This is a genomic window from Acuticoccus mangrovi, assembly GCF_016411865.1.
In the GTDB taxonomy this organism is placed as follows: Bacteria; Pseudomonadota; Alphaproteobacteria; order Rhizobiales; family Amorphaceae; genus Acuticoccus; species Acuticoccus mangrovi.
On record NZ_JAEKJA010000015.1, the window covers coordinates 15,464 to 42,414 of the forward strand.

Annotated in this window: 22 protein-coding genes; 8 read left to right on the forward strand and 14 right to left on the reverse strand. The window is 67.8% G+C overall.

What is annotated here, in order from left to right:
* Nucleotides 1-29: 29 nt before the first annotated feature.
* The gene (locus JCR33_RS16645; protein WP_198883246.1) at nucleotides 30-1,154 is read left to right on the forward strand and encodes a zinc-dependent alcohol dehydrogenase family protein; all 1,125 of its coding nucleotides are present in this window, start codon (nucleotides 30-32) and stop codon (nucleotides 1,152-1,154) included.
* A gap of 27 nt (nucleotides 1,155-1,181) precedes the next feature.
* On the opposite strand, the gene JCR33_RS16650 is transcribed toward JCR33_RS16645, so the two are convergent.
* The 4 genes from JCR33_RS16650 to JCR33_RS16665 form a co-directional block, all read right to left on the reverse strand.
* Nucleotides 1,182-1,880 (reverse strand): GntR family transcriptional regulator, encoded by a 699-nt coding sequence (locus JCR33_RS16650; RefSeq protein WP_198883247.1) that lies wholly within the window; start codon nucleotides 1,878-1,880, stop codon nucleotides 1,182-1,184.
* Nucleotides 1,881-2,039: 159 nt separating this feature from the next.
* The gene (locus JCR33_RS16655; RefSeq protein WP_198883248.1) at nucleotides 2,040-3,368 is read right to left on the reverse strand and encodes a TRAP transporter large permease; all 1,329 of its coding nucleotides are present in this window, start codon (nucleotides 3,366-3,368) and stop codon (nucleotides 2,040-2,042) included.
* 15 nt (nucleotides 3,369-3,383) lie between these two features.
* A complete protein-coding gene (locus JCR33_RS16660; protein ID WP_198883249.1) occupies nucleotides 3,384-3,953 on the reverse strand; it encodes a TRAP transporter small permease subunit in 570 nt (189 codons plus the stop codon).
* Between the two features lie 66 nt (nucleotides 3,954-4,019).
* Complete coding sequence (locus JCR33_RS16665) at nucleotides 4,020-5,099, reverse strand: TRAP transporter substrate-binding protein (RefSeq protein ID WP_198883250.1); 1,080 nt, start codon at nucleotides 5,097-5,099, stop codon at nucleotides 4,020-4,022.
* Between the two features lie 137 nt (nucleotides 5,100-5,236).
* Here JCR33_RS16665 and JCR33_RS16670 point away from each other — a divergent pair, with 137 nt between their 5' ends.
* The gene (locus JCR33_RS16670) at nucleotides 5,237-6,007 is read left to right on the forward strand and encodes an SDR family oxidoreductase (RefSeq protein WP_198883251.1); all 771 of its coding nucleotides are present in this window, start codon (nucleotides 5,237-5,239) and stop codon (nucleotides 6,005-6,007) included.
* A gap of 39 nt (nucleotides 6,008-6,046) precedes the next feature.
* On the opposite strand, the gene JCR33_RS16675 is transcribed toward JCR33_RS16670, so the two are convergent.
* Nucleotides 6,047-7,492 (reverse strand): NAD-dependent succinate-semialdehyde dehydrogenase, encoded by a 1,446-nt coding sequence (locus tag JCR33_RS16675; RefSeq protein WP_198883252.1) that lies wholly within the window; start codon nucleotides 7,490-7,492, stop codon nucleotides 6,047-6,049.
* A gap of 803 nt (nucleotides 7,493-8,295) precedes the next feature.
* Between JCR33_RS16675 and JCR33_RS16680 the strand changes: the two genes are divergently transcribed.
* From JCR33_RS16680 to JCR33_RS16690, 3 genes are all read left to right on the forward strand, one after another.
* Nucleotides 8,296-8,631: a hypothetical protein gene (locus JCR33_RS16680; protein ID WP_198883253.1), complete on the forward strand. Its 336-nt coding sequence runs from the start codon at nucleotides 8,296-8,298 to the stop codon at nucleotides 8,629-8,631.
* Between the two features lie 39 nt (nucleotides 8,632-8,670).
* Entirely contained in the window at nucleotides 8,671-9,822 is a 1,152-nt protein-coding gene (locus JCR33_RS16685) for a M48 family metalloprotease (RefSeq protein WP_198883254.1), read from the forward strand.
* Between the two features lie 784 nt (nucleotides 9,823-10,606).
* On the forward strand, nucleotides 10,607-12,487 hold the full coding sequence (locus tag JCR33_RS16690; protein WP_198883255.1) for an ABC transporter ATP-binding protein/permease: 1,881 nt from the start codon (nucleotides 10,607-10,609) through the stop codon (nucleotides 12,485-12,487).
* A gap of 27 nt (nucleotides 12,488-12,514) precedes the next feature.
* On the opposite strand, the gene JCR33_RS16695 is transcribed toward JCR33_RS16690, so the two are convergent.
* Complete coding sequence (locus JCR33_RS16695; protein ID WP_198883256.1) at nucleotides 12,515-12,976, reverse strand: Rrf2 family transcriptional regulator; 462 nt, start codon at nucleotides 12,974-12,976, stop codon at nucleotides 12,515-12,517.
* Nucleotides 12,977-13,099: 123 nt separating this feature from the next.
* On the opposite strand from JCR33_RS16695, the gene JCR33_RS16700 reads away from it, so the two are divergent.
* A complete protein-coding gene (locus tag JCR33_RS16700) occupies nucleotides 13,100-13,999 on the forward strand; it encodes an NAD(P)/FAD-dependent oxidoreductase (protein WP_198883257.1) in 900 nt (299 codons plus the stop codon).
* 633 nt (nucleotides 14,000-14,632) lie between these two features.
* The gene (locus JCR33_RS16705; RefSeq protein ID WP_198883258.1) at nucleotides 14,633-15,415 is read left to right on the forward strand and encodes a class I SAM-dependent methyltransferase; all 783 of its coding nucleotides are present in this window, start codon (nucleotides 14,633-14,635) and stop codon (nucleotides 15,413-15,415) included.
* 298 nt (nucleotides 15,416-15,713) lie between these two features.
* Here the strand turns inward: JCR33_RS16705 and JCR33_RS16710 are convergent, their stop codons facing one another.
* From JCR33_RS16710 to JCR33_RS16725, 4 genes are all read right to left on the reverse strand, one after another.
* The gene (locus JCR33_RS16710) at nucleotides 15,714-16,775 is read right to left on the reverse strand and encodes an alginate lyase family protein (protein WP_198883259.1); all 1,062 of its coding nucleotides are present in this window, start codon (nucleotides 16,773-16,775) and stop codon (nucleotides 15,714-15,716) included.
* Nucleotides 16,772-18,469, reverse strand: a complete 1,698-nt coding sequence (locus JCR33_RS16715; RefSeq protein ID WP_198883260.1) for a caspase family protein — start codon at nucleotides 18,467-18,469, stop codon at nucleotides 16,772-16,774. The genes JCR33_RS16710 and JCR33_RS16715 overlap by 4 nt, the downstream gene beginning before the upstream one ends.
* Nucleotides 18,470-18,554: 85 nt before the next feature.
* Nucleotides 18,555-18,791: a hypothetical protein gene (locus JCR33_RS16720; protein ID WP_198883261.1), complete on the reverse strand. Its 237-nt coding sequence runs from the start codon at nucleotides 18,789-18,791 to the stop codon at nucleotides 18,555-18,557.
* Between the two features lie 50 nt (nucleotides 18,792-18,841).
* Entirely contained in the window at nucleotides 18,842-19,261 is a 420-nt protein-coding gene (locus JCR33_RS16725) for a hypothetical protein (RefSeq protein WP_198883262.1), read from the reverse strand.
* A 116-nt stretch (nucleotides 19,262-19,377) separates the two neighbouring features.
* Between JCR33_RS16725 and JCR33_RS16730 the strand changes: the two genes are divergently transcribed.
* The gene (locus JCR33_RS16730) at nucleotides 19,378-21,735 is read left to right on the forward strand and encodes a hypothetical protein (RefSeq protein ID WP_198883263.1); all 2,358 of its coding nucleotides are present in this window, start codon (nucleotides 19,378-19,380) and stop codon (nucleotides 21,733-21,735) included.
* On the opposite strand, the gene JCR33_RS16735 is transcribed toward JCR33_RS16730, so the two are convergent.
* From JCR33_RS16735 to JCR33_RS16750, 4 genes are all read right to left on the reverse strand, one after another.
* Entirely contained in the window at nucleotides 21,722-23,362 is a 1,641-nt protein-coding gene (locus tag JCR33_RS16735) for a caspase family protein (protein ID WP_198883264.1), read from the reverse strand. The genes JCR33_RS16730 and JCR33_RS16735 overlap by 14 nt on opposite strands.
* Nucleotides 23,359-24,438 (reverse strand): OmpA family protein, encoded by a 1,080-nt coding sequence (locus JCR33_RS16740; RefSeq protein WP_198883265.1) that lies wholly within the window; start codon nucleotides 24,436-24,438, stop codon nucleotides 23,359-23,361. Before JCR33_RS16740 ends, JCR33_RS16735 begins: the two co-directional genes overlap by 4 nt.
* Before the next feature lie 13 nt (nucleotides 24,439-24,451).
* Nucleotides 24,452-25,879 (reverse strand): DUF4384 domain-containing protein, encoded by a 1,428-nt coding sequence (locus JCR33_RS16745; RefSeq protein WP_198883266.1) that lies wholly within the window; start codon nucleotides 25,877-25,879, stop codon nucleotides 24,452-24,454.
* 229 nt (nucleotides 25,880-26,108) lie between these two features.
* On the reverse strand, nucleotides 26,109-26,858 hold the full coding sequence (locus JCR33_RS16750) for an SDR family oxidoreductase (protein ID WP_198883267.1): 750 nt from the start codon (nucleotides 26,856-26,858) through the stop codon (nucleotides 26,109-26,111).
* Between the last annotated feature and the right edge of the window lie 93 nt (nucleotides 26,859-26,951).

The following is a 26,951-nucleotide window of genomic DNA, read 5'->3' on the forward strand; positions in this document are numbered from 1 at the left end:
GTGTCGCGGGAGGACAAAGGACAGGAATGATGAGAACACGCAGCGCGATCTTGCGCGAATCCGGGATGTCGACGCCCTACGCCGAGAGCCGGCCGATCACGATCGAGGACGTCGAGCTCAAGGGCCCGGGCCGCGACGAGGTGCTGGTGAAGATCGAGGCCGCCGGGGTCTGCCATTCCGACCTGTCGGCGATCGACGGGGCCCGGCCGCGCCCGTTGCCGATCGCCCTCGGCCACGAGGCCTCGGCGCGGATCGAGGCGGTGGGCGAAGGCGTGACCAAGCTCGTCCCCGGCGATCCGGTCGTGATGTCGTTCCTGCCGGTGTGCGGGGAGTGCCCGATGTGCGCGGAGGGGCGCGCCGCCCTCTGCGAGGAGGGCTATGCGGCGAACGCGGCGGGCACGCTGCTGTCCGGCGCGCGCCACATCCATCTGCGCGGCCTGCCGGTGAACCACCACAGCGGCGTCTCCGCCTTTTCCGAGTATGCCGTGGTCTCGACCAAGTCGGTGGTCAAGATCACGCCCGAGATCGACCTCACCACGGCCGCCGTGTTCGGCTGCGCCGTGATGACGGGCGTCGGCGCGGTGATGAACACCTGCAACGTCTCGCCGGGCGAGTCGGTCGCGATCATCGGGCTCGGCGGCGTCGGCCTCTCCGCCCTCCTCGGCGCGGTGGCGAGCGGGGCCTATCCGATCATCGCCATCGACATCGCCGACGCCAAGCTCGAGCAGGCGAAGACGCTCGGGGCGACGCACGTCTTCAATGCGGGCGACCCCGACATCGTCGAGCAGGTCAAGGAGGCCAGCAAGGGCGGCGTGCGCTACGCGATCGAGATGGCCGGCAACACCCGCGCCTTCGACCTCGCCTACAAGATCGCGCGGCGCGGCGGCGTCACCGCCACGGCGGGCCTCACCAACGTCAACTCACGGTTCGAGATCTCGCCGCTGCCGCTCGTCGGCGAGGAGCGCACCATTCTGGGCAGCTACATGGGCAGCTGCGTGCCTTCGCGCGACATCCCCCGATATATCGAGCTCTATCGTGCGGGACGGCTTCCCGTCGACCGGCTGATCTCGAGCACCGGCCCGCTCAGCGAGATCAACGAGGCGTTCGACAAGCTGCGCAAGGGCGAGGTGATCCGCCATCTGCTGATCCCCTGAGGGGACGCGATGCCCGACCGCGGAGGGTCACGCCTCTTCGCGGTCGGACGGCGTCGCGTTGCTGCGCATATAGTCCAACGCGACGTGGGCGGCGTTGTGGATGTGGCGCCGGCAGGCGTCGCCGGCAGCGGCGACGTCGCCGGAGCGGATCGTCGCCGCGATCTCCTGGATCTCGGTGATGCTGTGCTTCAGCCGGTCGGGCTGGGTCATCGAGGTGAAGCGCAGCAGGTTGATGCGGTTGTGGAGGCTCGTCAGCGTCTGGGCGACGAACTTGTTGCCGCAACCGTTCAGGAGAAGATTGTAGAACTCGGTCTTCGTGGCGACGAGCGCCTCCCGCTCACCGGAGTGGGCGGCGGCGACGAACGCCTCGACCGCAGCGTCGAGCTTGGCGAGGAAGGCGCCGTCGGCACGCGCGGCGCACTGCTCGCCGGCATAGCCTTCCAGTAGCCCCCGCAGCGCGTAGAGCTGCTCGGCCTCCTCGATGCGGATGTTCGACACGGAGGGACCGCGATGAGGCAGGCTTTCGATCAGGCCTTCGGCCTCGAGCTGGCGCAGTGCCTCGCGCACGGAGGTGCGGCCGACCCCAAGGATCTCGCAGAGTTCGCGCTCGATCAGCCGCTGGCCGGGCTTGAAGAGGCCGGAGGCGATCGCCTCGCGCAGCTTCTCCTCGACCCGGCCGCGCAGCGTGGCGCTCTTCCGTTCAACCTGTAGATCCAGCTTGTTCATCCCGCTCCTTCCAACCTCGCACGGCAGCGGTCGGATCGCGACGGGCGCGTTCCCCCTCCGCCGGCGCCTGCATGACACCATAAGATCGTAGGCAAGTCATATTGTCGACCAGGAGCGTATCGGCAACGCCCCGGCGCGCGGAGCCCCACCGCGCCCTGGTCATAGCACCAGGGCTGTGAAGTTGAAGGCGAGCGCCAAAACCAGGAGCTGCATCAAGATGAAAGGAATAACCCCGCGATAGATGTCCGAGACGGAGAATTCTCGCGAGGCGGCGGAACGGAAATAAAAGAGTGCAAAGCCGACCGGCGGCGTGAGGAAAGAGGTCTGCAGGCAGATCGAGAAGAGGATGGTGAACCATACGAGATCGTAGCCGAGATCGGACACGATCGGGGCGACGAGCGGCAGCACGATCAGCGTGATCTCGATGTACTCCAGGAAGAAGCCCAGGATGAAGACGATCGCGAGGATGGCGATGACGACGCCCGATCCCTCGAACGGCAGGCTCTTCAGGAGACCTTCGATCAGCTCGTCGCCGCCGAGGCCGCGCAGCACCAGCGAGAAGGCGGTGGCGCCGATCAGCACGCCGAAGATGAACGCCGTCATGCGCGTGGTGGCGGTGCAGACCGACCAGAAGGTGCCCCAGGTGAGCTTGCGGTTGCAGGCGGCGAGCACGGTGGCGCCGAAGGCGCCGACGCCGGAGGCCTCGGTGGGGGTGGCGATGCCGGCGAAGATCGAGCCGAGCACGGCGACGATCAGGAGCGCCGGCGGCACCACCGCGCGCAGGATGTCGAGCGCGGCCGCGAGCGAGAACTTGTCGTTCCCGTCGACCGCGGGGTAGCGCTGCGGCGCCAGGATGCCGGTCACGATCAGGTAGACCGCGTAGAGCCCGCCCAGCATGAGGCCGGGCAGCAGCGCGCCGCGGAAGAGGTCGCCGACCGGCAGAGCGAGCTGGTCGGCCATCAGCACCAGCATGATCGAGGGCGGGATCAGGATGCCGAGCGTACCGACGGAGCAGACCGTGCCGGCGATGATCCGCCGGTCGTAGCCCGACTTCATCATCGTCGGCACCGAGAGCGTCGCGAGGAGGACCACGGAGGCGCCGACGATGCCGGTTGAGGCGGCGAGCACGATGCCGACGATCGTGACGCTCAGCGCCATGCCGCCGCGGACCCGGCCGAACACGCGCGAGATGTTGTGGAGGAGCTGCTCCGCCGCGCCCGACCGGTCCAGCATGAAGCCCATGAAGACGAACATCGGCAGGGCGACCATCACCCAGTTGTTCATCAGGCCCCAGATCCTGTCGACGATCAGCGACAGGAAGGACATGTCGACGCCGATCCAGGTGTCGAAATAGGTGTCGAGCACGATCGAGAGGATGGTGAAGAGGAAGGCGACACCACCGAGCAGCCAGGCCACCGGGAAGCCGGTGAACAGGAGCAGAATGAAGGTCGCCATCATGGCGACGGCCATCGAGTCGGTTTCAGACATGGGAAGCTTGTGACCTCAGGCGCGGCGGGTGCCGAGCTGGCGGAAAGCGACGAAACAACGGATCAGCCGCGACAGCGCGGCGAGGACAAGCATCAGGCTGCCGATCGTGATGAAGCCCTTGACGATCCAGCGGGAGGGCAGCCCTCCAGGAGAGTTCGACGTCTCGCCGAGGATCCAGGCGTTGGCCACGAAGGGGAGCGAGTACCAGAAGATCACCGTTGCGATCGGGATCAGGCAGAACATCAGGCCGAAGATCTCGATGACGATCCGGGCCCGGCGCGGCAGGAGCTGCTGGGCGACGTCGACCCGGACGTGGTCGTCGGTGACGACGGCGTAGGACAGTCCGAACAGGAAGCCGGCCGAGTAGATGTGCCACTGGAGTTCTTCGAGAGAAACCATCCCCATCGAGAACGCGTAGCGCGCGACGACGTTGAACAGGATGACCCCGATCAGGACGCCCCAGAGCGGGGCCAGCACCTCGTTGAACTTGACGATGAAGCCGTCGAGCGCGGCGCAGACCGCCGGCCGCTCGGCGGCGAATACGCTGTCGGTGACCTCGCCGACTCCGGGGGCTTCTGCGGACATACGACTGCCTTCACACTAGGAAAGAGGGGGAAGCGGCGCCTCCCCCCGGTTTCGGTCGATGGGACGTCAGTCGTCCTGCGCGGGCAGAACGTCGAAGATCGAGTCGAAGTCCCGCGGCAGGTAGGCGAGCCGCTTCCAGCGGCTGTACTGGGACATGAACTTCGCCATGCTGTTGTAGATCTTCGCATAGCCGGGGTCACTGTCGATCTGCTCCTGGATCACCTTCTTGGAGGCCTCGCGCAGCTCCAACAGCAGCGGCTCGGGGATCTCGCCGATGTTCACGCCCTCCTTCTCGAACTTGGCGAGGGTCGGGCCCTGCTGGCCTTCACCGAAGGTGATGCCCTTGGCGTTGGTCGCCATGCAGGAGGTCTCGATCTGCGCGCGCTGCACGTCGTCGAGGTCGTTCCAGGTGTCGAGGTTCACCACCAGGTAGTGCGCCGCGATGAGCTGATGCCAGCCGGGGAAGTAGTTGTACTTGGCGATCTGGTAGAAGCCGAGACGGTCGTCGATGGACGGCATCGAGAACTCGGTGGCGTCGATCGCCCCCTTGTCGAGCGCCTGATAGAGCTCGCTGCCCGGCAGCACCGTCACCGACGCGCCGAGCGACTGGACCACGGAGCCACCGACGCCGGCGAAGCGGATCTTGAGGCCCTTGAGGTCGTCGACGCTCTCGAAGGGCTTGCGGAACCAGCCCGCCGTCTCCGCACCGACGGTGCCGCACGGGATCGGCTTGATGTTGTGCGGGGCGTAGATCCCGTCGACGATCTCGCGGCCGCCGGCCTCGTAGAGCCAGGCGTCGTATTCCCAGGGCTCCATGCCGAACGGCAGCCCGCCGATGATGCTCGCCGCCGGCACGATGCCGGTGTCGTAGCCGATCCAGATGTAGCCCGCTTCGAGCTTGCCGGCCTTCACCGCCTCCAGCACGCCGAGCGCGGGGACGATCTTGCCGGGCTCCTCCAGGCGGAAGCGGATGCTCCCACCCGACACGCTCTCCACCGTCTTGGCGAGATACTTCGCCATGTCGCCGAGCACCGGCAGCTCGGAGGGGAAGGACAGCGGGATCCGCCAGCGGATATCATCCGCATGCGCCGCAGTCGCGGTCAGCGCCGCGAGCGCGGCGCACAAGAGGGTCCGTTTGATGGGCATGGGGATCTCCCTATTGGATTTATGAACCGTTATGTCCGCACAACTTTCATAGAATCAGACAATCTGTCAATAGTGCCTCGTCCCGCCCTCATTGCGGGACACACACTGGCAAAACTGAGACAAGGGAGAGTGCGATCGTGGGTGATCTTGACGGAAAGGCGGCGATCGTGACGGGCGCAGGCAGCGGCATCGGCCGTGCCACGGCCGTCCTTTTGGCACGGGAAGGCGCCCAGGTCGCCGTGGTGGACAAGAACGAGGCGAGCGCCAACGCGGTGGCGGCCGAGATCGGCGCGGCGGCCGCGGCCTTCACCGCCGACGTCGGCCGGTCCGACGAGGTGCGGGCGATGGTGGAGGGCGCCGAAGCGCGCTTCGGCCGGCTCGACATCCTGATCAACAACGCCGGCTATGGTTTTCGCGGCAACGTGGTGTCGATCGAGGAGGACGCCTGGGACGCGCTGATGGCGGTCAACCTCAAGGGCGTCTTCCTGTGCTCCAAGTACGCGATCCCGGCGATGGAGCGCGTCGGCGGCGGCGTGATCGTCAACACCACCTCCTATACGGCGACGAGCGCGATCGCCGACCGGGCGGCCTACGTCGCCTCCAAGGGGGGCGTCAGCGCGTTGACGCGGGCGATGGCGCTCGACCACGTCAAACAGAATATCCGGGTCAACGCGGTGGCGCCGGGGACGATCGATTCGCCCTATTTCGCCAAGATCTTCGCCGCCGCCCCGGACCCCGACGGGCTGCGCGCCCAGTTCGACGCGCGTGCGGCGATGGACCGCATGGGTCAGCCGGAGGAGATCGCCGAGGCGATCCTGTTCCTCGCCTCCGGCCGCTCCAGCTTCGCGACCGGCAGCGTGCTGACGGTCGACGGCGGCTCCTCGATCGGCAACCATCTCGTCGAGTGACGGAGGGGGCGAGGGAGCGCACGCCCCCTCGCCCCGCCCTCAGACGACGCTGCAGACGTACTTCAGCTCCAGATAATCCTTGATGCCGTAGCGCGAGCCTTCGCGGCCGAGGCCGGACTGCTTGACGCCGCCGAACGGGGCGACCTCGTTGGAGATGAGCCCGGTGTTGTGGCCGACCATGCCGTATTCGAGCGCCTCCGACACGCGCACCATGCGGGCGTGGTCGCGCGTGTAGAAATAGGCGGCGAGGCCGTAGATGGTGTCGTTGGCCATGCGGATCGCCTCCGCCTCCTCCTCGAAGGTGAAGATCGGTGCCATCGGGCCGAAGGTCTCCTCGCGCGCGACCATCATCTCGGGCGTCGCGTCGGTGAGGACGGTCGGCGCGAAGTAGCACCCGTCGCGCCGCTCGCCGCCGCACAATAGCCGCGCCCCCTTGGCGAGGGCGTCGCGCACGTGCGCCTCCACCTTGTCGAGCGCCGCCTCGTTGATCAGCGGGCCGATCTCGACGCCGGGCTCGGTCCCCTCCCCGACCCGCAGCTTGCCCACCTCGGCGGCGAGCTTCTGGGCGAACGCGTCCTTGACGCCGCGCTGCACGAGGATGCGGTTGGCGCACACGCAGGTCTGCCCGGCGTTGCGATATTTCGACAGCATCGCCCCGGCGACGGCGGCATCGAGATCGGCGTCGTCGAACACGATGAAGGGCGCGTTGCCGCCGAGCTCCAGGGAGAGCTTCTTGATGGTGGGAGCGCACTGGGCCATCAGGAGCCGGCCCACCTCGGTGGAGCCGGTGAAGGAGAGCTTGCGCACCGTCTCGCTCTCGGTGAGGACCTTGCCGATCTCGCGCGCCGGCCCGGTGACGATCTGCAGGACGCCGGCGGGGATGCCCGCCCGTTCGGCGAGGACGCCGAGGGCGAGCGCGGTGAGCGGCGTCAGCTCGGCGGGCCGCACGATCATGGTGCAGCCGGCGGCGAGCGCGGGCGCCGCCTTGCGCGTGATCATCGCCGCGGGGAAGTTCCAGGGGGTGATCGCCGCCGTGACGCCGACCGGCTGGCGCAGCACGGTGATGCGCTGGTTCGGCTGCGGCGCGGGGATGGTGTCGCCGTAGACGCGCTTGGCCTCCTCGGCGAACCACTCGACGAAGGAGGCGGCGTAGAGGATCTCGCCACGCGCTTCGGCGAGCGGCTTGCCCTGCTCGCGCGTCATGATGAGGGCGAGGTCGTCGGCGTTCTCCACGAGGAGCTCGAACCAGCGCCGCAGCGCCGCCGAGCGCGCCTTGGCCGCAAGGCCCGCCCATTCGGGCTGGGCGCGCCGGGCGGCCTCGATGGCGCGCTCGACCTCGCCGGGGGCGAGCATCGGCACCACGCCGACGACGGTGCCGTCGGCCGGGTTGGTGACGCCGATCACCTCGCCCGAGGCGGCCTTGATCCAGGCGCCGTCGACGAGGCAGGCGTCTTTGAGGAGGGAGGCGTCTCGGATCTCGGCCATGGCGTACCTGTCGATTGTCGGAAGGTCTGCACTTTATGGGGCAGGCTTATAGGCAGTCAATCAGACAATATGACGATGCGAGGGCTTGGGGGCCGGGGGTTGGTGCGCGCCTGGGGTGGCTTCGCGGGCGCGCGACGGGGATGTGGGGAGCGGACGTGTGGTGCATCTCGTGACGCGCGCGCTGGTGGGCGTCACGCGAGGATGCTGGGCGCGAAGGGGGTTTGGGGCTTGGGCCGGGAGATGGGATGAGCGGCGCTTGGGCGCTCTCCGGCGGCCGAAGCGGGTGGTTCTTGTGAGGGTGGTCGGAGAGCAGCTGCCTTGTGCCAATTCCGACCATACAGTCTCGGATGCGAGCCGGACCGAAGCGAACATTGGCAGGATTGCGAAAACCACGGTTATTGAGAGACCACGGCGCTTAAGCTTTTGACCTACTCCAATTTCACTCGGCGGCTACACAAACTCGGAGACGGATATTCCTGCATGAGAGCGAGTTGGCAGGCAAAAGCGGCTCCCGAATGCCCCACGCCTGTCGTTCACGCAAGAGAGAACGAGCTCGAATAGCAATGATTGGCTTTTCGTGCATCTCGTCAGCCGTGCAGAGAGCGCTGACGGCCGCATCTTTTCACCATCGCGTGGTATTGTGGGGCTTCCGCTTTGCCCTTTTTACTGCTAGTATTCCATTTTGTGAACTCTCAGCGTTGTCGTAGTACTAGATGTACACGGCAGGGCGTTGAATGCGATTCGGCCTATCGAAATATCGACGACGATCCCCTGCATGTCGTTGAAAATCAAGGCACACGCGAATGGTTCAAAGAAATCACCAAGCCCGAGACAATAATATTGAATGCACAGGTGCCGCAGAAAGCATCAACATTCGCGCCGAAGGACTTACCCGCCCTGAGCGCGAGAAAGCAATCAAAGGAGAACTCCGCGCCGCATATTTTAGAAGCATTTCCGGTGTATTTGTAGTGCTAATTGGAGTCTTTCTAATCTTTCTTGGAATAGGGGATGTTGTTGATTTTGGATTTGAAGCGCCGGCCCTTGTAACTAAAATTACTAATTCAAGCCCGGGGCTAGTCATCATAATCATTGGCGCTGTTCTTATATTAACAGGCAGTCCGAATATAAATATAAAGTAAGAAATGTTAATGTCAATTCTTAAGGCTACAATACTAACAATGCTATTCTCAACCGCATTGTCACTGACAATTGCTCTGTCTATTATTGTTTTATTTTTCAGATTTGTTATATTATCTTTACTACTTTGTATATTTTATTATATTGGAGAATATTTATTCTTTATAATAACTGAAAGGCACAGAGATTTAAACATTTACTCACAGATTTCGAGTGGTATTACTCTAATATTTGTCATTTCTGTTTTATTAACATTGATAGTTATTGTATATTCTGTGATTGTCTTTCTTTTTGGGCCTTTAATTATTTTATCCAGCACTCGCAATAGCAAAATGAAATCGAGCAATGTCGCTGACAGAAAACTTGACGCTGTCAATCAATACGTTGCAAATACAATGAGAAGAGAGATTGTAAAATTATTCACGGAAGCCCGAAGATTTTATGTCGGGGCAATTATTACTGGTTTCAGCAAGAGATTTATTCTTGATCGGAGGGTATCTGAATTAATGTCAGATGCCCAAGTGGCAGCTATTCTATACCATGAATACAGTCACTTCAGTGAAGGCACAACATTCCCATATATATTCTTGAGACGTGTTCACATATCTACTGAATTTTTGGCACAACAACTTTGCGCTACCGGAAATGAATCCCTATATTCTACTATGATAAAGTGGTCTACTTGTATTATCCCAGATTTCTTTTCAGCAAGAACTCTTATTAGAGATAGTATACGCGATGCAAATTTTATCATTGTTTCTTTATGCAGATATACTGTGAAGTATTTTATTAGGCGGTTTCGGCTTGATTTTTGGGTTGCTGAATTTGTCGCTGATTCGCGTGCGGCGCAGTATTGCGGGGCAAACGCCCTTGGTAGCGCTCTTGTCAGACTCTCCGCGCTTCAGCTTATCGACAGCCTTGAAACCATACCAAGCGAAGAAATATTTCTCCGAAACTGGCGATTATTAGCAGGAAAATACACTGAGACTCACCCATCAATTAACGATCGACTCAATAATATCGGGTTCAAACAAATCAATGATATTGTTATCATCGCGTATAGAGACTACAGATCAACGTTTGTAACAAACAACCCGTCGAGAAATTACTTAGCGCCGCGCGTTATTGATCCGATCGATACGAGCGGCATTGCAATCATTGGTTTCGCATTCGTCGAAATGCATGAATGCTAGGTGTACGATTTACTCTCGTATGAGGTGAAACGTCATCACAATGAGGCGGGGTTAATCCCTCTGAGCTTTACACCGGACCAGCGCCCAGATTGATGGACAGCGCCTTACCTGAGCGCCCCGGCTGCGGGCGAACGCAGTCCCATTGTCTTGTTCTCAAACGGCTCGGGCCATCGAACTCTCTCCCGTCCAGGGACCTGCACGCCCACCTTGCGCAGTTTTGGCACTCAGCGGGCAGCCGCGAGTACCATCGAAAACGAACGATTTTGCTTCTTGTCAGCGCCCCTACCGGGTCCGCCCCAATCCGTTGGGGCACCCCCTCCCAAAACCATCTCATGAAACCCGGGTTCTCGAAACCTTTGTGCTCAGCGAGTTTTGAGAGGAGACGAGGCGCCCTCGACCGATGTCCGCGTCCCGAGTCTGTTCACCTTCGATTTAACTGCAACTCCGGGCCAAAAGCCCACGCTCTCCGTCCCCAAACGCCCGCCTCCGCCAAACCATCCTCCCCTCCCCAGAGCCGTCCGCCGCGGACGCGTGCGCCGTCTGCGCCGCCGGGGCGGGGCGGCGTCGCGCAATGTCGCAGGGGCGGCGGAATCGACGCGGCGATGGGCATCGGGGGCTTGCCGCCTTATGACGGGCCGCCAATTGCGGTGAGGGTCGGTGCGCAGGGTGGTCTGCCGGTCCACGTGTCGTCGACCATCCCAAATGCGGGGACAGCCATGCGCAGAACGATCCGGGCCGCCACGGCGCACGGCCGGGGCCGGACCCACCAAGGACGCTCCCCGGCGTGACCCTCGCGCGGCTCCCGAACGTCCTCGCGGCCCGGCTCGGCCTCTCCCCCCTCTGGCTGATCAGCGGCGCGATCCTCCTCGTCATCATCGCCAACACCGTGGCCCAGGTCCGCCTCAACACGTGGAACGGCGACTTCTACGGCGCCATCGAGAAGCGCGACTTCGCCACCTTCCTCAACCAGCTCGTGGTGTTCCTGATCCTCGCGGCGGCGCTGCTCGTGTTCGTGGTGAGCCAGACCTGGCTCACCGAGATCGCCAAGGTGCGGCTGCGCGAGAAGCTCACCGGCGAGCTTCTCGACCGCTGGCTCCAGCCGCGCCGCCCGTTCGAAATGAGCCTTGCGGGCGAGATCGGCGCCAACCCCGACCAGCGCCTTCAGGAGGACGTGCGCCACCTCGCCGAGCTCTTCGTCGGCCTCGCGGTGGGCCTCCTCCAGTCGACGCTCCTCCTCTTCACCTTCATCGGCGTGTTGTGGACGCTGTCGACGCCGATGCCGCTCCACGTCTTCGGCACCACCATCGTGGTGCACGGGCTGATGCTGTGGGGCACCCTCCTCTTCTCCATCGCCGGCTCGGTGCTCACCTGGTGGGTCGGCGCGCCGCTGGTGCGCCTGCATCAGCGGCGATACGCGCAGGAGGCGCAGTTCCGCTTCACCATCGTGCGCGCCGCCGAGGCCGCCCAGGAGATCGCCTTCCACCGTGGCGAGAGCCGCGAGCGCCGCACCATCGGCGGTGCCTTCGCGCAGACGGTGGACGTGATGATCGCCCTCGCCGGGGCGACGGCGCGGGTCACCTGGGTGACGTCGGGCTACGGCTGGCTCGCCATCGTGGCGCCCGCCGTGGTGGCGGCACCCGCCTACTTCTCCGGCGCGCTGACCTTCGGCGAGCTGATGATGGTGGTGCAGGCGTTCTACCAGGTGCAGCAGTCGCTGCGCTGGTTCGTCGACAACTACGGCACGATCGCCGACTGGCGGGCGACGCGCCACCGCGTCGACGAGTTTCGCGACGCGCTCGACGCGGTGGAAAAGCTCGGCGCCGACGCCGAGCGCATCACCGTGCGCCCCCACCCCGAGGGCAAGCTCGCCTTCGAGCGGCTGCGGATCAAGCTGCCGCAGGGCGCCGCGAAGTTCGACGACGAGAGCGTCACCATCGCGCCCGGCGAGCGGGTGCTCATCCTCGGCGATGCGGGGGTGGGCAAGAGCATGCTGTTCCGCGCGATGGCGGGGCTGTGGCCGTGGGGCAGCGGCACGATCTACCTGCCGCCCGAGGACGAGGTGGCGTTCCTGTCGCAGCGCCCCTACCTGCCGCTCGGCGATCTGCGGGCGGCCCTCTCCTACCCCGACGATCCCGACCGATGGAGCGACGACACCTATCGCGAGATGCTCGCCCGCGTCCATCTCGACACCTATGCCGGTGACCTGCGCGTCGCCAAGCGATGGGACCGGGAGATGACGGTGGAGGAGCAGCAGCGCCTGTCCTTCGCGCGCCTGCTCTTGCAGCGCCCCCGCTGGGTGTTTCTCGACGAGGCGGCGAGCGCGTGCGCGGAGGACCATCGCGCGACGATCATCACCGTGCTCCAGGAGGAGCTGCGCGGGGTGGCGGTGGTGGGCCTGTCGCGCGAGCCGCAGACGAACGGGCTGTTCCAGCGCCGCATCACGCTGCGGCGCTGCGAGGCGCCGAGGTTGCGGCTCAAGCTGCCCTCCGGCGGCGCGACGGCAACGGGCACCGACGCCGATACTGCCGCCGACGGCGCCCCCGTGCCACCGTTGCCGGCCACCAAGCCGCCGCGGCCGCGCACCGAGGACGTCGAGCCCGGCACCACGACCGCGGTGCGCGTCGCCGGCACCAAGCCCTCCGCCTCCGAGCCGCGGGAGGGTTGAGACCGAGCCCGACCGGCCGCGACCGGGTTAGGCGCCCGTGCAGAGCGTGTCGGCGCGGGCCGGCCTTTGCGCCAGGCGTTGCTCGAAGTCCGCGGCGAGGTCGGCGACGCTGATCGCGCCGAAGCGGGCCATCAACAGGGCCTCCGCCTCGCCCAAGGTCTGTTCCAAGCGCGCGTCGACGGCCTGCTCGACGAGGCAGTCGGGTCGATCGGCGTGCGGACCGATGCTGAAGAGCGGCGGCTCACCGATCGCCCGATAGACGTCGAGCAGCGTGATGGCGTCGAGACCACAGGCGAGCGCCCAGCCGCCGCCGTGCCCCTTCTCCGACGTGACGTAGCCCTCGTCCCGCAGTCCCGCCATCATCCGGCGCACCACGACCGCGTTGGTGCCGAGCATCCGCGCGATCTCGTCCGACGTCACGCGCATCGCGTGCCGATCCATATGGATCAGCACGTGGAGCATGCGGGACATGCGGCTGTCACGGGGCATCGGGTCGTCCTTCGAGGTCGCGGCGATCTCTAGCAGCTCTCACGTAACAATGAAAGTTTTCTGAGTTGACGCCTTCGGCTACATCATGCAACTCGTCGAAGTACATAACGGGAGGGTAGTCCTATGGAGTTCGATGTCGTCATCGTCGGTGGCAGCTTCGCGGGTCAGGCTGCGGCGCTGCAGCTGGGTCGCGCGCGTCGGCGGGTCCTGATGGTGGACGCCGGGCGCCCGCGCAACCGCTTCGCCCGCTCTTCTCATGGCTTTCTCGGCCAGGACGGGCAGACGCCCGCCGCCATCATCGCGACGGCCACCCGCCAGCTCGCCGTCTACGGGACGGTCGACGTCCATCAGGGGGAAGCCACCGATGCGGTCGCGACCGCCGACGGGTTCGCCGTGGCGCTCGCCGACGGCAGGGAGATCACCGCGAGGAGCCTGATCCTCGCGACGGGGGTCCGGGACATCCTGCCCACGCTGCCGGGTCTCGAAGAGCGCTGGGGGATCAGCGTGTTGCACTGCCCCTACTGCCACGGCTACGAGCTGAACCAGCGTCCTCTCGGTGTCCTCGCGACGAGCGAATTGGCCCTCCACCAAGCGATGCTGGTGCCGGACTGGGGGCCGACGACGCTGTTCACCCAAGACGCCTTCACGCCCACGGCCGAGCAGCGGGCCGAGCTCGCGGGCCGCGGGGTGCGGATCGAGCCAACGCCGGTCGCCGAGCTCCTCGGCCCGGGCTCCGCGCTCGAGGCCGTCCGCCTCGCCGACGGCAGGACGGTCGCGCTCTCGGGCCTCTTCGTGGCACCGCGGACGGAGCCCGTCAGCGATCTCGCCGAGCGGCTCGGCTGCGCGAGCAAGGCGTCCCCGCTCGGGCCGATCGTCTCTGTCGACGAGCGCCAGGGCACGTCGGTGCCCGGCGTGTTCGCCGCGGGGGACATGGCGCACCCGATGGCGAACGCGACCCTTGCCGCGGCCGCCGGCGTGATGGCGGCAGGCGGGGCACACTACGGACTGATCCACGGCCGCTGAGAGCCTCCGCGACGCGCCGCAGACGCGCGGGATGGGCGCATGTCTGGCCACATCCGCCGGCCGCGCGCCGCTCTGGGTCGTGGACGCATTGGCAGGCGACTGTGACGGCGGCGAGAGCGGTGCCGGCGAGGCGGTCTTCGGCATGGCGATCCGCATTGGGTGGCGATCCGGCGGCGGCTCTTCAGCTCGCAGAACATGCGCTCGAGGACGTTGCGGCGGCGGTCGGCGCGCCGATCGAGGGGATGGGGCGTGCGGCGCGGGGCGGTCGAGGGGACGGTCGCCTCGATGCTGTCCCTTTTGCCCCGGCGGCGGAGCGGTCCGCCTCGAGGGACTGCTGTCGAGCGAGAGTTCGTCCGGGACCGCTCCCGTTGCCGCCATTTTCTCAGAGATGCGCCACCCGATGCGGCGCCGGGACCATCTGTTGACGCGGCCGTAGACGGTCGCCGGTCGTCGACCCGAGATCAAATTCCGGCGTGTTCTCCCGGCCCGGCCGGCTCGGGGCCGGCCGGGCATGCCCGCTGCTCGGCATCGCCGGAGAGCGACGACACATAAGATAACACGTCTTAAAGAACGGGACCGGCCCGAGCGCGTAGTCGGCTGTCACCTTCATCGATCTGCTGAAAGCGACACGACATGCGCGCGCCACGCTCCGTTCGCTGGGGTCTCGCGAGAGACCCCAGTATCCGCGCAGACCACACGGGGACAGGAGTTCTCGACCGTCCCTCGACGAGGGGAACGAACAGAAAGGAGCTGCTGCGGCACATCAAGCGCGCCTATGGCGCGTTTGCCCAGGCCGTTCCCGGCATTTGGCCGGGGGACTCGATCTATGGCGAGCGCCAGCTCGACGAGTTCGGCAGATGGCTTGCGAGCCTCGGCGCGATCTATCACCTCCAACGCATGATTGCCCTCGACATCCCCTGGTGGAATGTCGACGCCACGGCCGTGATCGCCGATTTCCTGACGTGCCGCCCCGATGCACGTGTCTTCGAGTACGGGAGCGGCGCCAGCACCGTGTGGCTCGCGCGCCGTGCTCGCGAGGTGCTCACGGTGGAACATGATGCGCTCTGGGCGTCCGATGTCGCCGTGGCGTTGTCTGGTCGTGACCGTGTTCGTCAGATCCTCGCCGGCAGCGAGAGCGACGACGTCGGTCCATCCTATGCACGTTCGATCGAAGGCCATGGGCTCTTCGATCTCATCGTGATCGACGGTCGCCACCGTGCCGACTGCCTCGCCGCCGCCGTGCCGCACCTCGCGCCGGCCGGCCTCATCCTGTTCGACGACAGCGGCCGCGCGCGGTACCGGCCGGCGATCGCCAACTGCGGCCTGATCGAGATGCACTATTTTGGCTTATCCTACTGCGTCGTCTATCCCGATCACACGAGCATCCTCGCTGCTCCGCCGGTGCTTGCGATCTGACAGCGGCATTGCTCGGCGGCGACCGCTTCGGGGTCGACGGGCAGAGCGAGCCCGTTCGAGGCCGCTCAAGAGATGTGGTCGGCTTGGCGTTTGGGGGCCCGCCAGTCGATTGCCTCACCCGTGAACTCGGTCGAGGCCGCATTCACCCGGGCGACGGTCGCGTCCCGCAGATGCATGGTGAGACCTGTTGCCGAGGCGCGCTGTCGAAGCGGTCGCTGCCGGGTCGTTGGCGGCGGGCGGGTCGATCCATCGGCGGCCGGTCTCGAGGGCGTGCGGAACGCCGTCGATCACGCGCCGGTCATCCGCCCGTCGCTTGGCCGTCCTGCCGTGCGAGGAGTGCGGCTCGATCGCCGAGGCTCGGCAGCGCGTCGACGAAGCCGCCGACGAACTCCGAGCCCCACGGGAAGAGGTCTTCCCCGGTGTGAAGAGCCCGGGCCAGCACCGCCGGAACGGCTTCGGGACCGAGCAGGTCGTGCGCGAGCGGCACCCAGCTCATGAGGTGGCGGGAGGAGTGGTAGCCGCGCAGGAACGTGAGGTCGGTGGCGAACGGGTTCGGCCCGTGCGCCGGGTTCGGAAACATGTTCTTCCTGGCGAGGTGGTGGACGATCGTGGGGTCCTCCACGCCCGCGGCAAGGGCCGCGATGGCGCGCTCCAGCACGGCGCGATCGACGAGCGCCTCCCCCGCGATCGCGCCGATACGCGTCAGCGTCACGAGAAGCATGACGGCAAGGTTCGAGTATGCCAGGGCGCTCGCGCCGCGCACGATCTCGCTCGGGAAGAAGCCGTCGGCGTCGATTTGGCCGACGAAGCGGTCGATGTGCGCGCGGGCGAGGTCCATCATGCCGGCGTCGCCGTCGATATTCGCCCAGAGCGCCAACGCGGCGGCGCGCATGAGAAGGTGGTTGTTGCGCGAGCTGAGCCGCAGCGGGTCGGACGCTCGTTCCGGCTCCGCCGCCAGCGGGGCGACGACGGCGGCGACGTCGCGACGGAGCGAGGCATTGCTCGCGAGAAGGGCGTCGGCGGCGGCGAGCGCGGTGAAGAAGCTCTTTGCGACGGCGAAGGTTTCCGCCGCGCCCGCCTCGGGGCGAAGCAGCGGCGAGAGGACGCGCCGATGGGCCGCGACGAGGGGACCGAGCCGCGCCGTCGCGTCCTCGGCCGCCGCAGGAGCGCCGCGCGTGCGGGCAAGCGCCACGGCCATCAGCGCGAAGTTCGCGACCTTCAGCCAGCCCTCGCGCGCGCTGAGGGGCGCGTCCGCGGGAGGCTCCGGGGGAAGGGTCGGGATCGGCACGAGGGGTGCCGCGTCGGACCCGCTGTCGGCGCCCTCGGACCAGGCGTCGGTCCTAAGGAAGCGCTGCGTCAACCAAAGTCACCGAGGAGCCATTCCTGGATGCGCCGTTCGACGGAGCGGACCGTCTCGTCGCTGAGCTGCGACGACATCTCCTCGTAGAGCTCCTGCGAGCTCGCGTGGCCGGCCCGGGCGGCGAGGCCGTACCAGAACGCCGCCTCCTCGGTGCTCGGCTGCGGCGCCGTCCCGCGGCGATACATGTCGCCGAGGTTGGTATAGGCGGCGCGCCGGCGCAGCTGGGCCGCGCGGCGATAATATTCGAAGGCCTCGGCGTTGTCCTGCGCGACCCCCTCCCCCTTGCGGTAGGCGGTGGCGAGGTTCACGAGAGCCGACGGATCGCCGAGCTCGGCCCCTCGCGCGAAATATTCGGCCGCCTTGGCGAGATCCTTCTCCACGCCGAGGCCGCCGCGGTACATCAGGCCGAGCTTGTCGAAGGCGGTGGGATAGTCCTGCTCGGCGGCGCGGTTGAACCACATCAGCGCCGCGTCGTAGTCCTTCGGCCGCTTGGGCGTGCCCTGAAAGGCCATGACGCCCACGTTGTAGGCGTCCTCGCGATGGCCGCGCTCGGCGGCATAGAGAAAATATTCGTAGGCCTCGTCCGGATCGCGGGGGACGCCGTTGCCCTTTTTGTAGTGGTTGCCGAGGTTGTGGTAGGCGCCGAGATAGCCCGCGTCGGCGGCCGCCTTGTTCAGCTCCAGCGCCTCGGCGAACTCGCCCGCCTTGTCGAGCGCACGCGCGAGGTTGGTCATCAGCCGCGGGTTCTGCGGGTCGGCCGCGAGATCGGCCCGGCAGGCCCGGATGGCGGGCGCCGGCTTCATCAGCGCGTAGTCGATGCCGGGGTGGATCCGCTCAGGGTCGGAGGGATGGCCGGCGAGAATGTCGCATTCGGTGATCTCCTTCCCGGTGGAGGCTTCGGGCAGCAGGAAGAGATCGCGGGTCAGCGACGAGTTCTCCCAGGGCACCTGCTTGAAATCGGTGGCGCCGATGACCTCGGAGCGCGTCAGCTTGAACACGCTCTCGATGCCGAGGCCCGGCTTCCGCAGGCTGTCGGCGAGCGCCCGGGAATAGGGGCTGTTGCTGCCGTCGCCGTCGAGGGCGACGCGACCAGGGGCAGTCGAGAACGCGATCAAATTGCCGGTGAACGCCACCTCGATCGGGGCCAGGCCACGCGAGGTGCCGCCCGCGAGCGAGCGATAGCGGCCATCCTCGAACGGGTTGTTGCGGCAAGCGTCGAAGATGAAGATGTTGGCGATCGTCTCGCGATCCTTGAACATGCGCAAGAGATCGTTCGCGGACAGCGAGACGAACGGCAGATCCGACGGCGTCTCGGGCGCCGCGTCGACCGGCACGAGGTAGTTCTCTCCGTCGACCTGCACGCCGTGGCCGGCGTAGTAGACGATCGACACGCTGCCCGGCGTCAGCTCCTGCGCATAGGCGAGGACGGTCCGGTTCATCGTCACGTAGTCGGCGTCGATCGCGACCCGAACGTCGAAATCAAGCGCGCGCAGCGTGTCGGCGATAAGCTCGGCATCGTTGTGCGCGTTGCGCAGGTCCGCGACGTTCTTGTAGGAGGCGTTGCCGATCACCAGCGCGTGCCGGCCCGCCGTCGCCGGCACCACGTCCACCTGCGCCGCCGCCCCTGCGAGCGAGGCGACGACGACAAGCGCGGCAAACAAGACGGGAAGACCCCACCGGTTGATCGGCAGCATAGCGCAGCATCCTTGGTTGGCCCGACCAATGCGACTTGGGTGATCTCGACGCGGGCCGCCGGCACGCACCGGCGGGCGCGCCGTACTAGTAGTTCGAGCTCGCCACCCGAGCCGTCGTAGATTTCGCGCGCTTCTGTGAGCTAACCCGACGCTTCTGCTGGGTGGTGGCCGGCTTCGTCGTGGTGGTGGCGGTGGTGGTCACGCGCGGAGCGCTCACCGGCTCGACCTGAGGCCGCTCGTCCTGCACCTGACATCCTGCGGTGATGATCGCCGTCGACATCAAAGCGCCGGCAACGGAAAGCAAGCCGCGGAGGCTGGGCATCTACCGACTATCCATTTGCTGATGAAATATTATCGAATTTCCATTTGTTCCTAAAGATCTACCATGTTCGCCACATAAGCGTCAAACCCGATTCCGTACGTCAGGACCCAGTTCGGCTGCCATTTCTCGCGAATCAGCGCGAAGCGACGGCGGACGAATGCGGCGGTCTCCGCGGCGGGAGCGGCGAGCGGCCGACGCGTCGCGGGCGGCAGCACTTCGACGGTGAGGTCCCGGCGCACGAACGGTGAGAGATCGGGGTCGGAGACGACGAACACGACCCGGTCGAAGCGGGCGAACTGCCCAGGCGCCGCGGTGAGAAAGTCCTCGGTGGCGCGCGCCGAGCGTTCGAGCAACAGAACGAGCGCGAGCGAGGCCGGCGGGGCTTCGGCAAAGAGGTAGAGCTCGCTCGGGCCTTCCGCGGGGGGCGTCGGCGGCGCGGCGGCGCGCAGCCTCGTGAGCCAGCTCAGCACGCTTCGTCCGCCGCGCCCCGAAGCGGCGTCCATATTCCTATGGACAGTCGCCGACTTCGCATGGTGTGGTTCCCGCCGGCCCCGCGACCGGCTGCTCCACCAGATCCTTCCCCTCGATGGTGCACTACACCGATCTCCTCTTCATCGCAGATCCGCGTTTTCCCGGCGGGACCTCGACCGCGCTGGCGACGGAAATCGCGGCGGCGCGCAAGCTCGGCATAGCCTCCGCGCTCTTGCCCGTGAAGGGACCGGCGCTCGTCAAAGGATGGCCGTTCCACGCCGAGATCCGGGCCGCCCTCGACGCGGGCGAGACGCGCCTCGTCGAGCCGGGCGCCCGCATCCACGCGCGCGTCGCCGTGATCCATCACCCTTCCCTCTTCGAACTCTTGCCGTGCACCCCGTTGCGCGTCGAGGCCGACGTCGGCGTCATCGTCCTGCATCATCCCCGGTTCGATGCGGCGGGCAAGGTGCAATACGACCTCGAGCGCGTCGTCGCCAACGCGCGGACGGCGCTGGGTACCGAGCTCCGTCTCGGACCGGTCGGGCCGCTCGTTCGCCAGCAGCTGCCGCCGGACGGGGTCGCCGGGGCGCCGCTCCTGTCGCGCGACTGGGTCAACATCATCGACGTCGACGACTGGCCGGCCCGCGGCGAGCGGCCCGTGGCGGCGCCCGCGCGCATCGGCCGCCACTCCCGCCCGAGCCTGGACAAATGGCCGACGACGCTGGAGACGGCGCTCCTCGCCTATCCGGACGATCCGGCGTTCGAGGTCTCGATGCTCGGCGCAGACCGCTTCCTCGCCGACCGCTACGGCCACGTGCCGCTCCACTGGCGGCTGCGGCCGTTCGAGGCGGGCGTCGTGAAGGACTATCTCACCTCGCTCGACTTCTACGTCTACTATCACGCGGACGACTGGATCGAGGCGTTCGGGCGCTCGATCCTCGAGGCGGCGACCGTCGGCCTGGTGGTGATCCTGCCGCCGCACTTCGAGGCGCTGTTCGGCCCGGCCGCGATCTACCGCGAGGCGGACGCCGTCGCGACCACCATCGCCCACTTCGCCGCCCGCCCCGCCGAGTACGCCAAGCAGAGCGCGCGGGCCCGCGCCCACGTCGCGAAGACGTTCGGCCCGCACACCCTGCGCGAGCGCCTGGAGCTCCTCGACCCCGAGCGGATCACCCTGTCGAAGGCCTGGCCGAAGCCGGCATTTCCCCTTGCGGCGGCCCCGAGCCCGAAGCGCGTCGTGTTGATGTCCTCCAACGGCGTCGGCCTCGGCCACCTGACCCGGCTCCTCGCGGTCGCGGACCGGTTGCCGGCCGACGTCGAGCCGGTGTTCCTGACGCTGTCGCGCGCCGCCGGCCTCGTGGCGCAGGCGGGGTACATGGTCGAGTACCGGCCCTTCCACCGCGGGCTCGACTGCTCGATCACCGCGTGGAACGCGAACCTTGCCGAAGACATCGTCGACGTCCTCTCCTACTACGGCGCGCAAGCGTTCGTGTTCGACGGCAACATGCCCTATGCCGGCGTCGTCGAGGCGCTCGAGACGCTCTCCGACCGCCGTTCCGTGTGGATCCGGCGCGGGTTCTGGACCGACGGGCACCGCTCGGCGTTGGCGAAGGCCGGCGCGTTCGACGCGGTGATCGAGCCCGGCGACATCGCCGGCGCTCTCGACACCGGGCCGACGGCGGGGGCGCGTGCGGGCGTCCACCTCGTGAACCCCATTGTTCGCGGCGATCCCGACACGTGTCTGCCGCGGGCGGAGGCGCGCCGGCAGCTGGGGCTTGCCGCCGACGGCGTCCACGTCCTCCTGTCGCTGGGCAGCCGCACGAACTTCGAGTTCGGCGATGCGCCGGGCCTCCTCGTCGACATGCTCGCCGCCCACGACGGCGTGCACATCCACGATCTGCGCTCCCCGCTCGCGACCCGCGTGGCCGACGAGCGGCCGGACGGCGACGGGGCACGGGCCGACGGGGCGCGGGCCGACGGGGCCGCCGGCGCCGTGCTCCCCCTCGAGCGTTATCCGATCTTTCCCTTCCTCCATGCCTTCGACTTCCTCGTCGGCACCTGCGGCTACAACACGTTCCACGAATGCGTGCTGGCGGGACTGCCGGCGATCTACGTGCCCAACGACGCGCCGGAGATGGACCGGCAGGACCTGCGGGCGCGCTTCGGGGAGATTGCCGGGTTCGCGCGCGTGGTCTCCACCGCCGACCCCTACGTCGCGCGGCAGGCCGTGGCCGACCTGATGGACGCGCCGACGCGGCGGGCGATGGCGCGCCGGGCCGCCGCGTTCGCCTCCGCCAACGGCGCCGCCGAGGTCGCCCGCTTCGTGAGCGAATATGCGAACCTTCGCAAGATGGGGTCGCGCAGCGAGGTCGTCGCCGCCCGCGGCGGTGGCGGGCAGGCTGCCCGCCAAGGCACCGTCGGCCGCCCCGCCACCAAGGACGGCAGCGCCAAGACGACCGTCAAGGGCCGGTGAAGAGGCCGATGCGGCCGGCCTGACAGCGCGTGTTGCCGAGCGCGGCCACGACGCGCTCCGGCTCCGGCGCGGCTCCGCCGGAACGCCGCAACAGATCGTGCAGGCCGAGCGGCGGCCGCTCGCAGAACAGCGCCACGAGCTGATCGGCGCCCGCGGGAGGCGCGACGCGGAAGCGCATCGTCGCGGGCCCGCGCAGCGGGGCGAGCCGCTCGACGCCCGGAGGCTCGAGCCCCCACTGGACGGCCCCATCGCTCGCGATGTTGAAGAGCGTCAGGTAGGCAAGGCTCGACGAGGGCGGCGTGAAGCGGAAGCCGACGATGGTGCCGATCGGATGGCGGCGCGGCGGCTGCAGCGCCGCGACGCCTGCGGGTGCGAGGTGCGGGTCCTTCAGCGCATCGACCGTCGCGACGAGTTGGGCACGGCGCACCTGCGCGAGCGCCGCATCCACGCTCGCGACCGTCATGATCCGGTCGCCGGTGCGGTTGTAGACGGTCCATCCGTCGTCGGCGGCCTCGAAGGTCACCGCGGCGCCCCGCCCGCCGGGCACGCAGACGGCACAGGCGGCAAGGTCGAACGGAGCCGGCCCGACGAAGTGGACGGAGACGGGGCCCGGCAGTCTGGCATCGTCGAGCGCCCCCGCGGACGGCCGCGCGGTGGTGCCGCTGCGGCGGCCGAGCGGCAAGGCGACGGCCGCGCCGTCGCGCGGCACGACGCGCGGCTGCTGCTGCTGCTCCATGGCGGTGAACACCCGGTCTTCCAGATAGTCGCCGAGCTCGGCCTGGGACAGCACGCCGTCCTCGTCGGCATCGGCCTCGCCGTCGATGGCGCGGGCGAAGAACCAGGAGAGCGCACCGTGCGCCTCGCCCTCGAAGCTCGTCTCCATCACGAGGCGGCTCTCGGAGGCGGTGGCGAAGACCTGAGTGACATGCGGCGGCGGCGCGGCCCCCTCCTCCGGTACGGCGTCCGCGACGACCTCGGCCTCTGCGCTTTCGGCGGGTGCCGCGAACTCCTCGAGCGGCAGTTCCCACACCCCGGCATTGCGGCTCAGTCCGGTGATCCGGGCGGCGATGTCCCGTTCCAGCCCGGCCGCGTGGCAGGCATCGCTGACGAAGACGATGCGCGTCGGCGCGGCGGCCAGGAACATCGCCTGCAGCGCATCGTCCGTCAGCCGGCCGAGGCTCGGCCGCGCGGGATCGAAGTCGTGGAAGAGCAGCGTCTCGTCGCGCCCGTCGGTGGTCTCGTCGAATGGCGGCCGGGTCTCGATCTCCTGCCCGCCGTGGCCGGAGAAGGTGACGAGCACGACATCGTCAGGCCCGGCCCCGGCAAGCGCCCGGTCCCAGGCCTGCAGGAAGGCGGAGAGGGTCGCCCGATCGTCGATGAGGAGCTGCTCGGGCGGCACGACGACGCCGGCGGAGCGCAGCGCGCGGGCGATCTCCTGCGCATCGTTGCGCGCGCCGGCGAGGTCGGTCGGCGGAGCGGCCGCGCCGGGGTCCGGAAAATGCGCATAGTCGTTGATCCCGACGATGACAGGGCGGATCTCGGCGCGGGCATCGGCGAGGGCGCCGGCGGATGCGACGAACCCTCCGGCGAGAACGGCGAGGACGAGCCGCCGGATAGGCGAGGTCACGATCGCTGCTCGAGCACCACCTCGACGCGGCGCGCGATCGCCCGCCGCTCCTCCTGGTCGTAGGCGTCGTCGGAGGTGAGCACCGGCGGCTCGCTCTCGCCCTTGCCCAGAACGACGATGCTCGCCGCGACGCCCGCATCGAGCAGCGCCTCGCGCACGCTGCGCGCCCGGCGACGCGAGAGCTCGAGATTGTAGGCCTCGTCGCCCACCTCGTCGGTGTGCCCGACGAGGGTGACGTGGGCGATATTCGCGACGATCAGGAAGGCGGCGAGGCGCTCGGCCTCGCGGCGCCCCTCCTCGGTGAGCGTGTTGGAATCGAAGGCGAAGCGGATCGGCGCAAAGATGCGGGCCTCGGAGACTCCGGCGGCGGCTCCGTCGCCGCTCCCGACCGTGGCTTCGGCGGTCTGTTGGGCTCCAACCGTCGGTTCAGATTGGGCGGTCTCGTCGGTGCCGCCGTCGCCGGCGGTTCCGGGTGCGGGGTCGGCGGGCGCGTCCGGATCCCAGGAAAGGCCGCGCGTGAGGTAGCGCAGCGCGCCCGTCGGCTCGCCGCCGCGCGAGAGGGTGGTCTCGAGCGAGCCGGCGAGCATCATGTTCTCCTGCGCGAGCTTGGCGAGGGTGCGGGCTGGCGCGTCCGTCCAGGGACCCGGCGGGGTGACGGCGGGATCGGTCAGCGCGTCGATGGCGGCATTATAGTAGCGGGCCGCGGCGGCCCGCTCGCGCCGGGAGGCGGCGACGTCGCCGCGCACGGCGATGACGGCCCAGTGCAGGGCGGGCGCTTCCGACAGCGCCTGTTCGGCCCCGGCGGCGTCGCCTTCGGCGAGGCGCTGGCGGGCGATGGCCGCGATCGCCGCGGAGGCCTGGCGGCGGACCGTGCTTCGCGCCGCGCCCTGGCAGCCGCCCGCCTCGGCCGCGGCAACCATCTGGAGGACCTCGGCCGGCGCGTCGGCGCGAACGGCCGACTTGAGCCGTCCGCCGTCGAGCGCGCAGGGCCCACCCGCGGCAAGAACCGGCGCGGCGGGCGCCGTCAGCAGCGCGGCCGCGGCGAGGGGGATGGCGAAGCGGGGCAGAAGCGGCATGGCTGGCCTTCCGTCAGTCGGTGCGCGGGGCGACGGCGAAGCGCATCACCGCGGTCGCGCGGTCCGGCTCGGCATCGTCGGCGACGGCAGCGGCCGTCCCGTCGGCTGCGGCGAGCGCGGCCTCGACCCTGGCCGCGTCGTCTTCGCCGAGGATGCGTCCCGCGTCCGACGGCCCGGCCGCGCACGCCGGCCCCTTGATGTGCCGCACGGAGCCGAGCGCCAAGGGACCCGCATCGCAGAGGGCGACGAAGGTCTCCTCCCCCGCCGACGTCAGCGTCGCCCGTCCGGTGGGCGGGAAATAATAGGGGGTCCGCGCGGTCATCACCACGTGCGGAGTCCGCGGGTTCGGCACCAGGAGGCACAGCTCGCCGTCGGCGCTCGCGTTGAGGATCGTCAGCCGACAGTCGCGCCGGCTGACGATGCCGACGCGGAAGCTGTCGCCGACACGATAGGCGTCGCGGTCGGGGACGAGGTAGACCTCGTTGCGCTCGACCGCGGGGACGGGCGCGACATCGGCCGCGGCCGCCTTGGGCGGCGGCGGCTCGCAGCCTTCGAGGATGACGGGCTCGGCGAGCGCACGGAAAGCCGCGATGGCGCGTCCGTCCGCAGCATCGACACGCACGGCGAGCGCGTTGGCGGCGCGCCGGTCGGGCCGCACCACGATCGATGCGACCTCGGAGGGGGGTGCCGAGCCGCCCTCCCCCACAGCCTCCCCGATCGCCCCGTCGGCGCGCAGCTGCGCCGAGAGGCGGGCGACGAGGTGGCGCAGCTCCGGCGCGATCTGGCATGTCTCGGCGACGTTCGACGTCACCTCGATCGCCGGGGACACGGCAAGCCCCGCCGCCGCGATCGAGCGGAGCGCCGACTTCAGCCCCGGTCCCAGAAGGACGTAGTCCGCGTCCGCCCCATAGGTGCGCTTCCTGACCCGGAAGGTCGCCGCATCGAGGGCGAGGACAGCGGTTTCCGAGCAGCCATATTCACCGTGGCGGTCGCGGCCGAGAAGGTTGAGCTGGACGACGACCTCGTCGGGAGACGGCCGGATCGCGTCCGCCGTGAGCACCAGCGGGGCCTCGTAGCGCCGCTGCAGCGTCTCGACGAGTTCGCGCCGGGCCTCCTCGCCGCCGTGCAGCAGCGTCGGCAGGACGTCGACGGTCTCGATCTGGTTGGCGCGCCACAGCGCGATGGAGTTGACGGCACCGGTGATCGCGATGTTGACGAACGTGCGGTCGACCTCGGTGAAGCGCAGGGTCGTGCGGGGCACGCCGATGACCAGCACCTCGCGCACCTTGTCACCCTCGACCTGGAGGCAGCCGCTGATGCGCTCGGCCATCGGACCGAGCGCGGTGGCGAACGCGTCCTCGAGGTCCTGCGCGCGCGCCGGGGTGGCGAGCGCCAGCACCAATGCGACGACCGCGCCAACGTAGGCCCTCGTTCCTCCCATGCCGTTCCTTTCGACCTGTGGCGTGCATCTCACATCAGAAGACGCCGATGCCTCAACCTACGATTCTGTGAACGGCACGGACAAGCGGCCTCGGGCCGGACCCGTGCGACGGCCCGAAGGCGGCGGGCGGGACAACGACCGACGCGCCTCCCCTTCCGGCGCGCCGCGCCGGCTCGCACGCACCTCGCCGAGGGCGGGGACGGGTGCTCGCCCTCGGCGTCTCGGCGCGTTATGCGGCGAGTGCCACCGCGTCGGCACCGGCGGGCTGGAAGAGCGGGCAGCTCGGATCGGTCACCGCGCGCCAGATGGCGTCGACGACATCGCGAGATTGCGTGACGACGGCGCCCGCGGCCTCCATGTGAGCGGCGAGCACCTCGTCGGCGAAGGCGCGATAGGGTTCGGGAATCCCGGCCACCTCCGCCATCTTGCCGCGCGCGTTGTCGGCGAAGCGGGTTCCGGGGGCGAGGCCGGGCACCACCAGGCGCGTGCGGATTCCGAATGGCGCGAGCTCCAGCGCGAGACACTGGGTGAAGGCGTTCACCGCCGCCTTGCTGGCCGTGTAGATCGGCAGCAGGGGCAGTGACTTGAGCGTGGTGCTCGACGAGACGTTGACGATCGTGCCCGCGCCACGCTCGCGGAACTGGGGCAGCACGGCGCGGATCATCTCCATCGTGCCGAAGGTGTTGGTCTCGAAGATGTCGCGGATCGCCGCTTCCGGCGTTCCCTCCAAAGGCCCCATCCAGCCGATGCCGGCATTGTTGACGAGGGCGTCGATGGGGCCTGCCGCCGCCACCGCACGGTCGATCGAATCGCGATCGGTGACGTCGAGCGGCAGGATGCGCAGCCGGTCCGAGGTGGGCAGCACGTCCTGCCGCGGGCTGCGCATCGTGGCGACGACCGACCATCCCCGGTCGAGGAAGTGGCGTGCGGTCTCCAGCCCGAAGCCGGAGGAGCATCCGGTGATCAATACGCTGTTCATGATCGCGTCTCCTGTTCTTGGACGCCTCGGCATATCGACGTTGCGGCTCGGACTTTCTATAATCGGAAGTCCGCCGTTCTCCATTGATCGTCC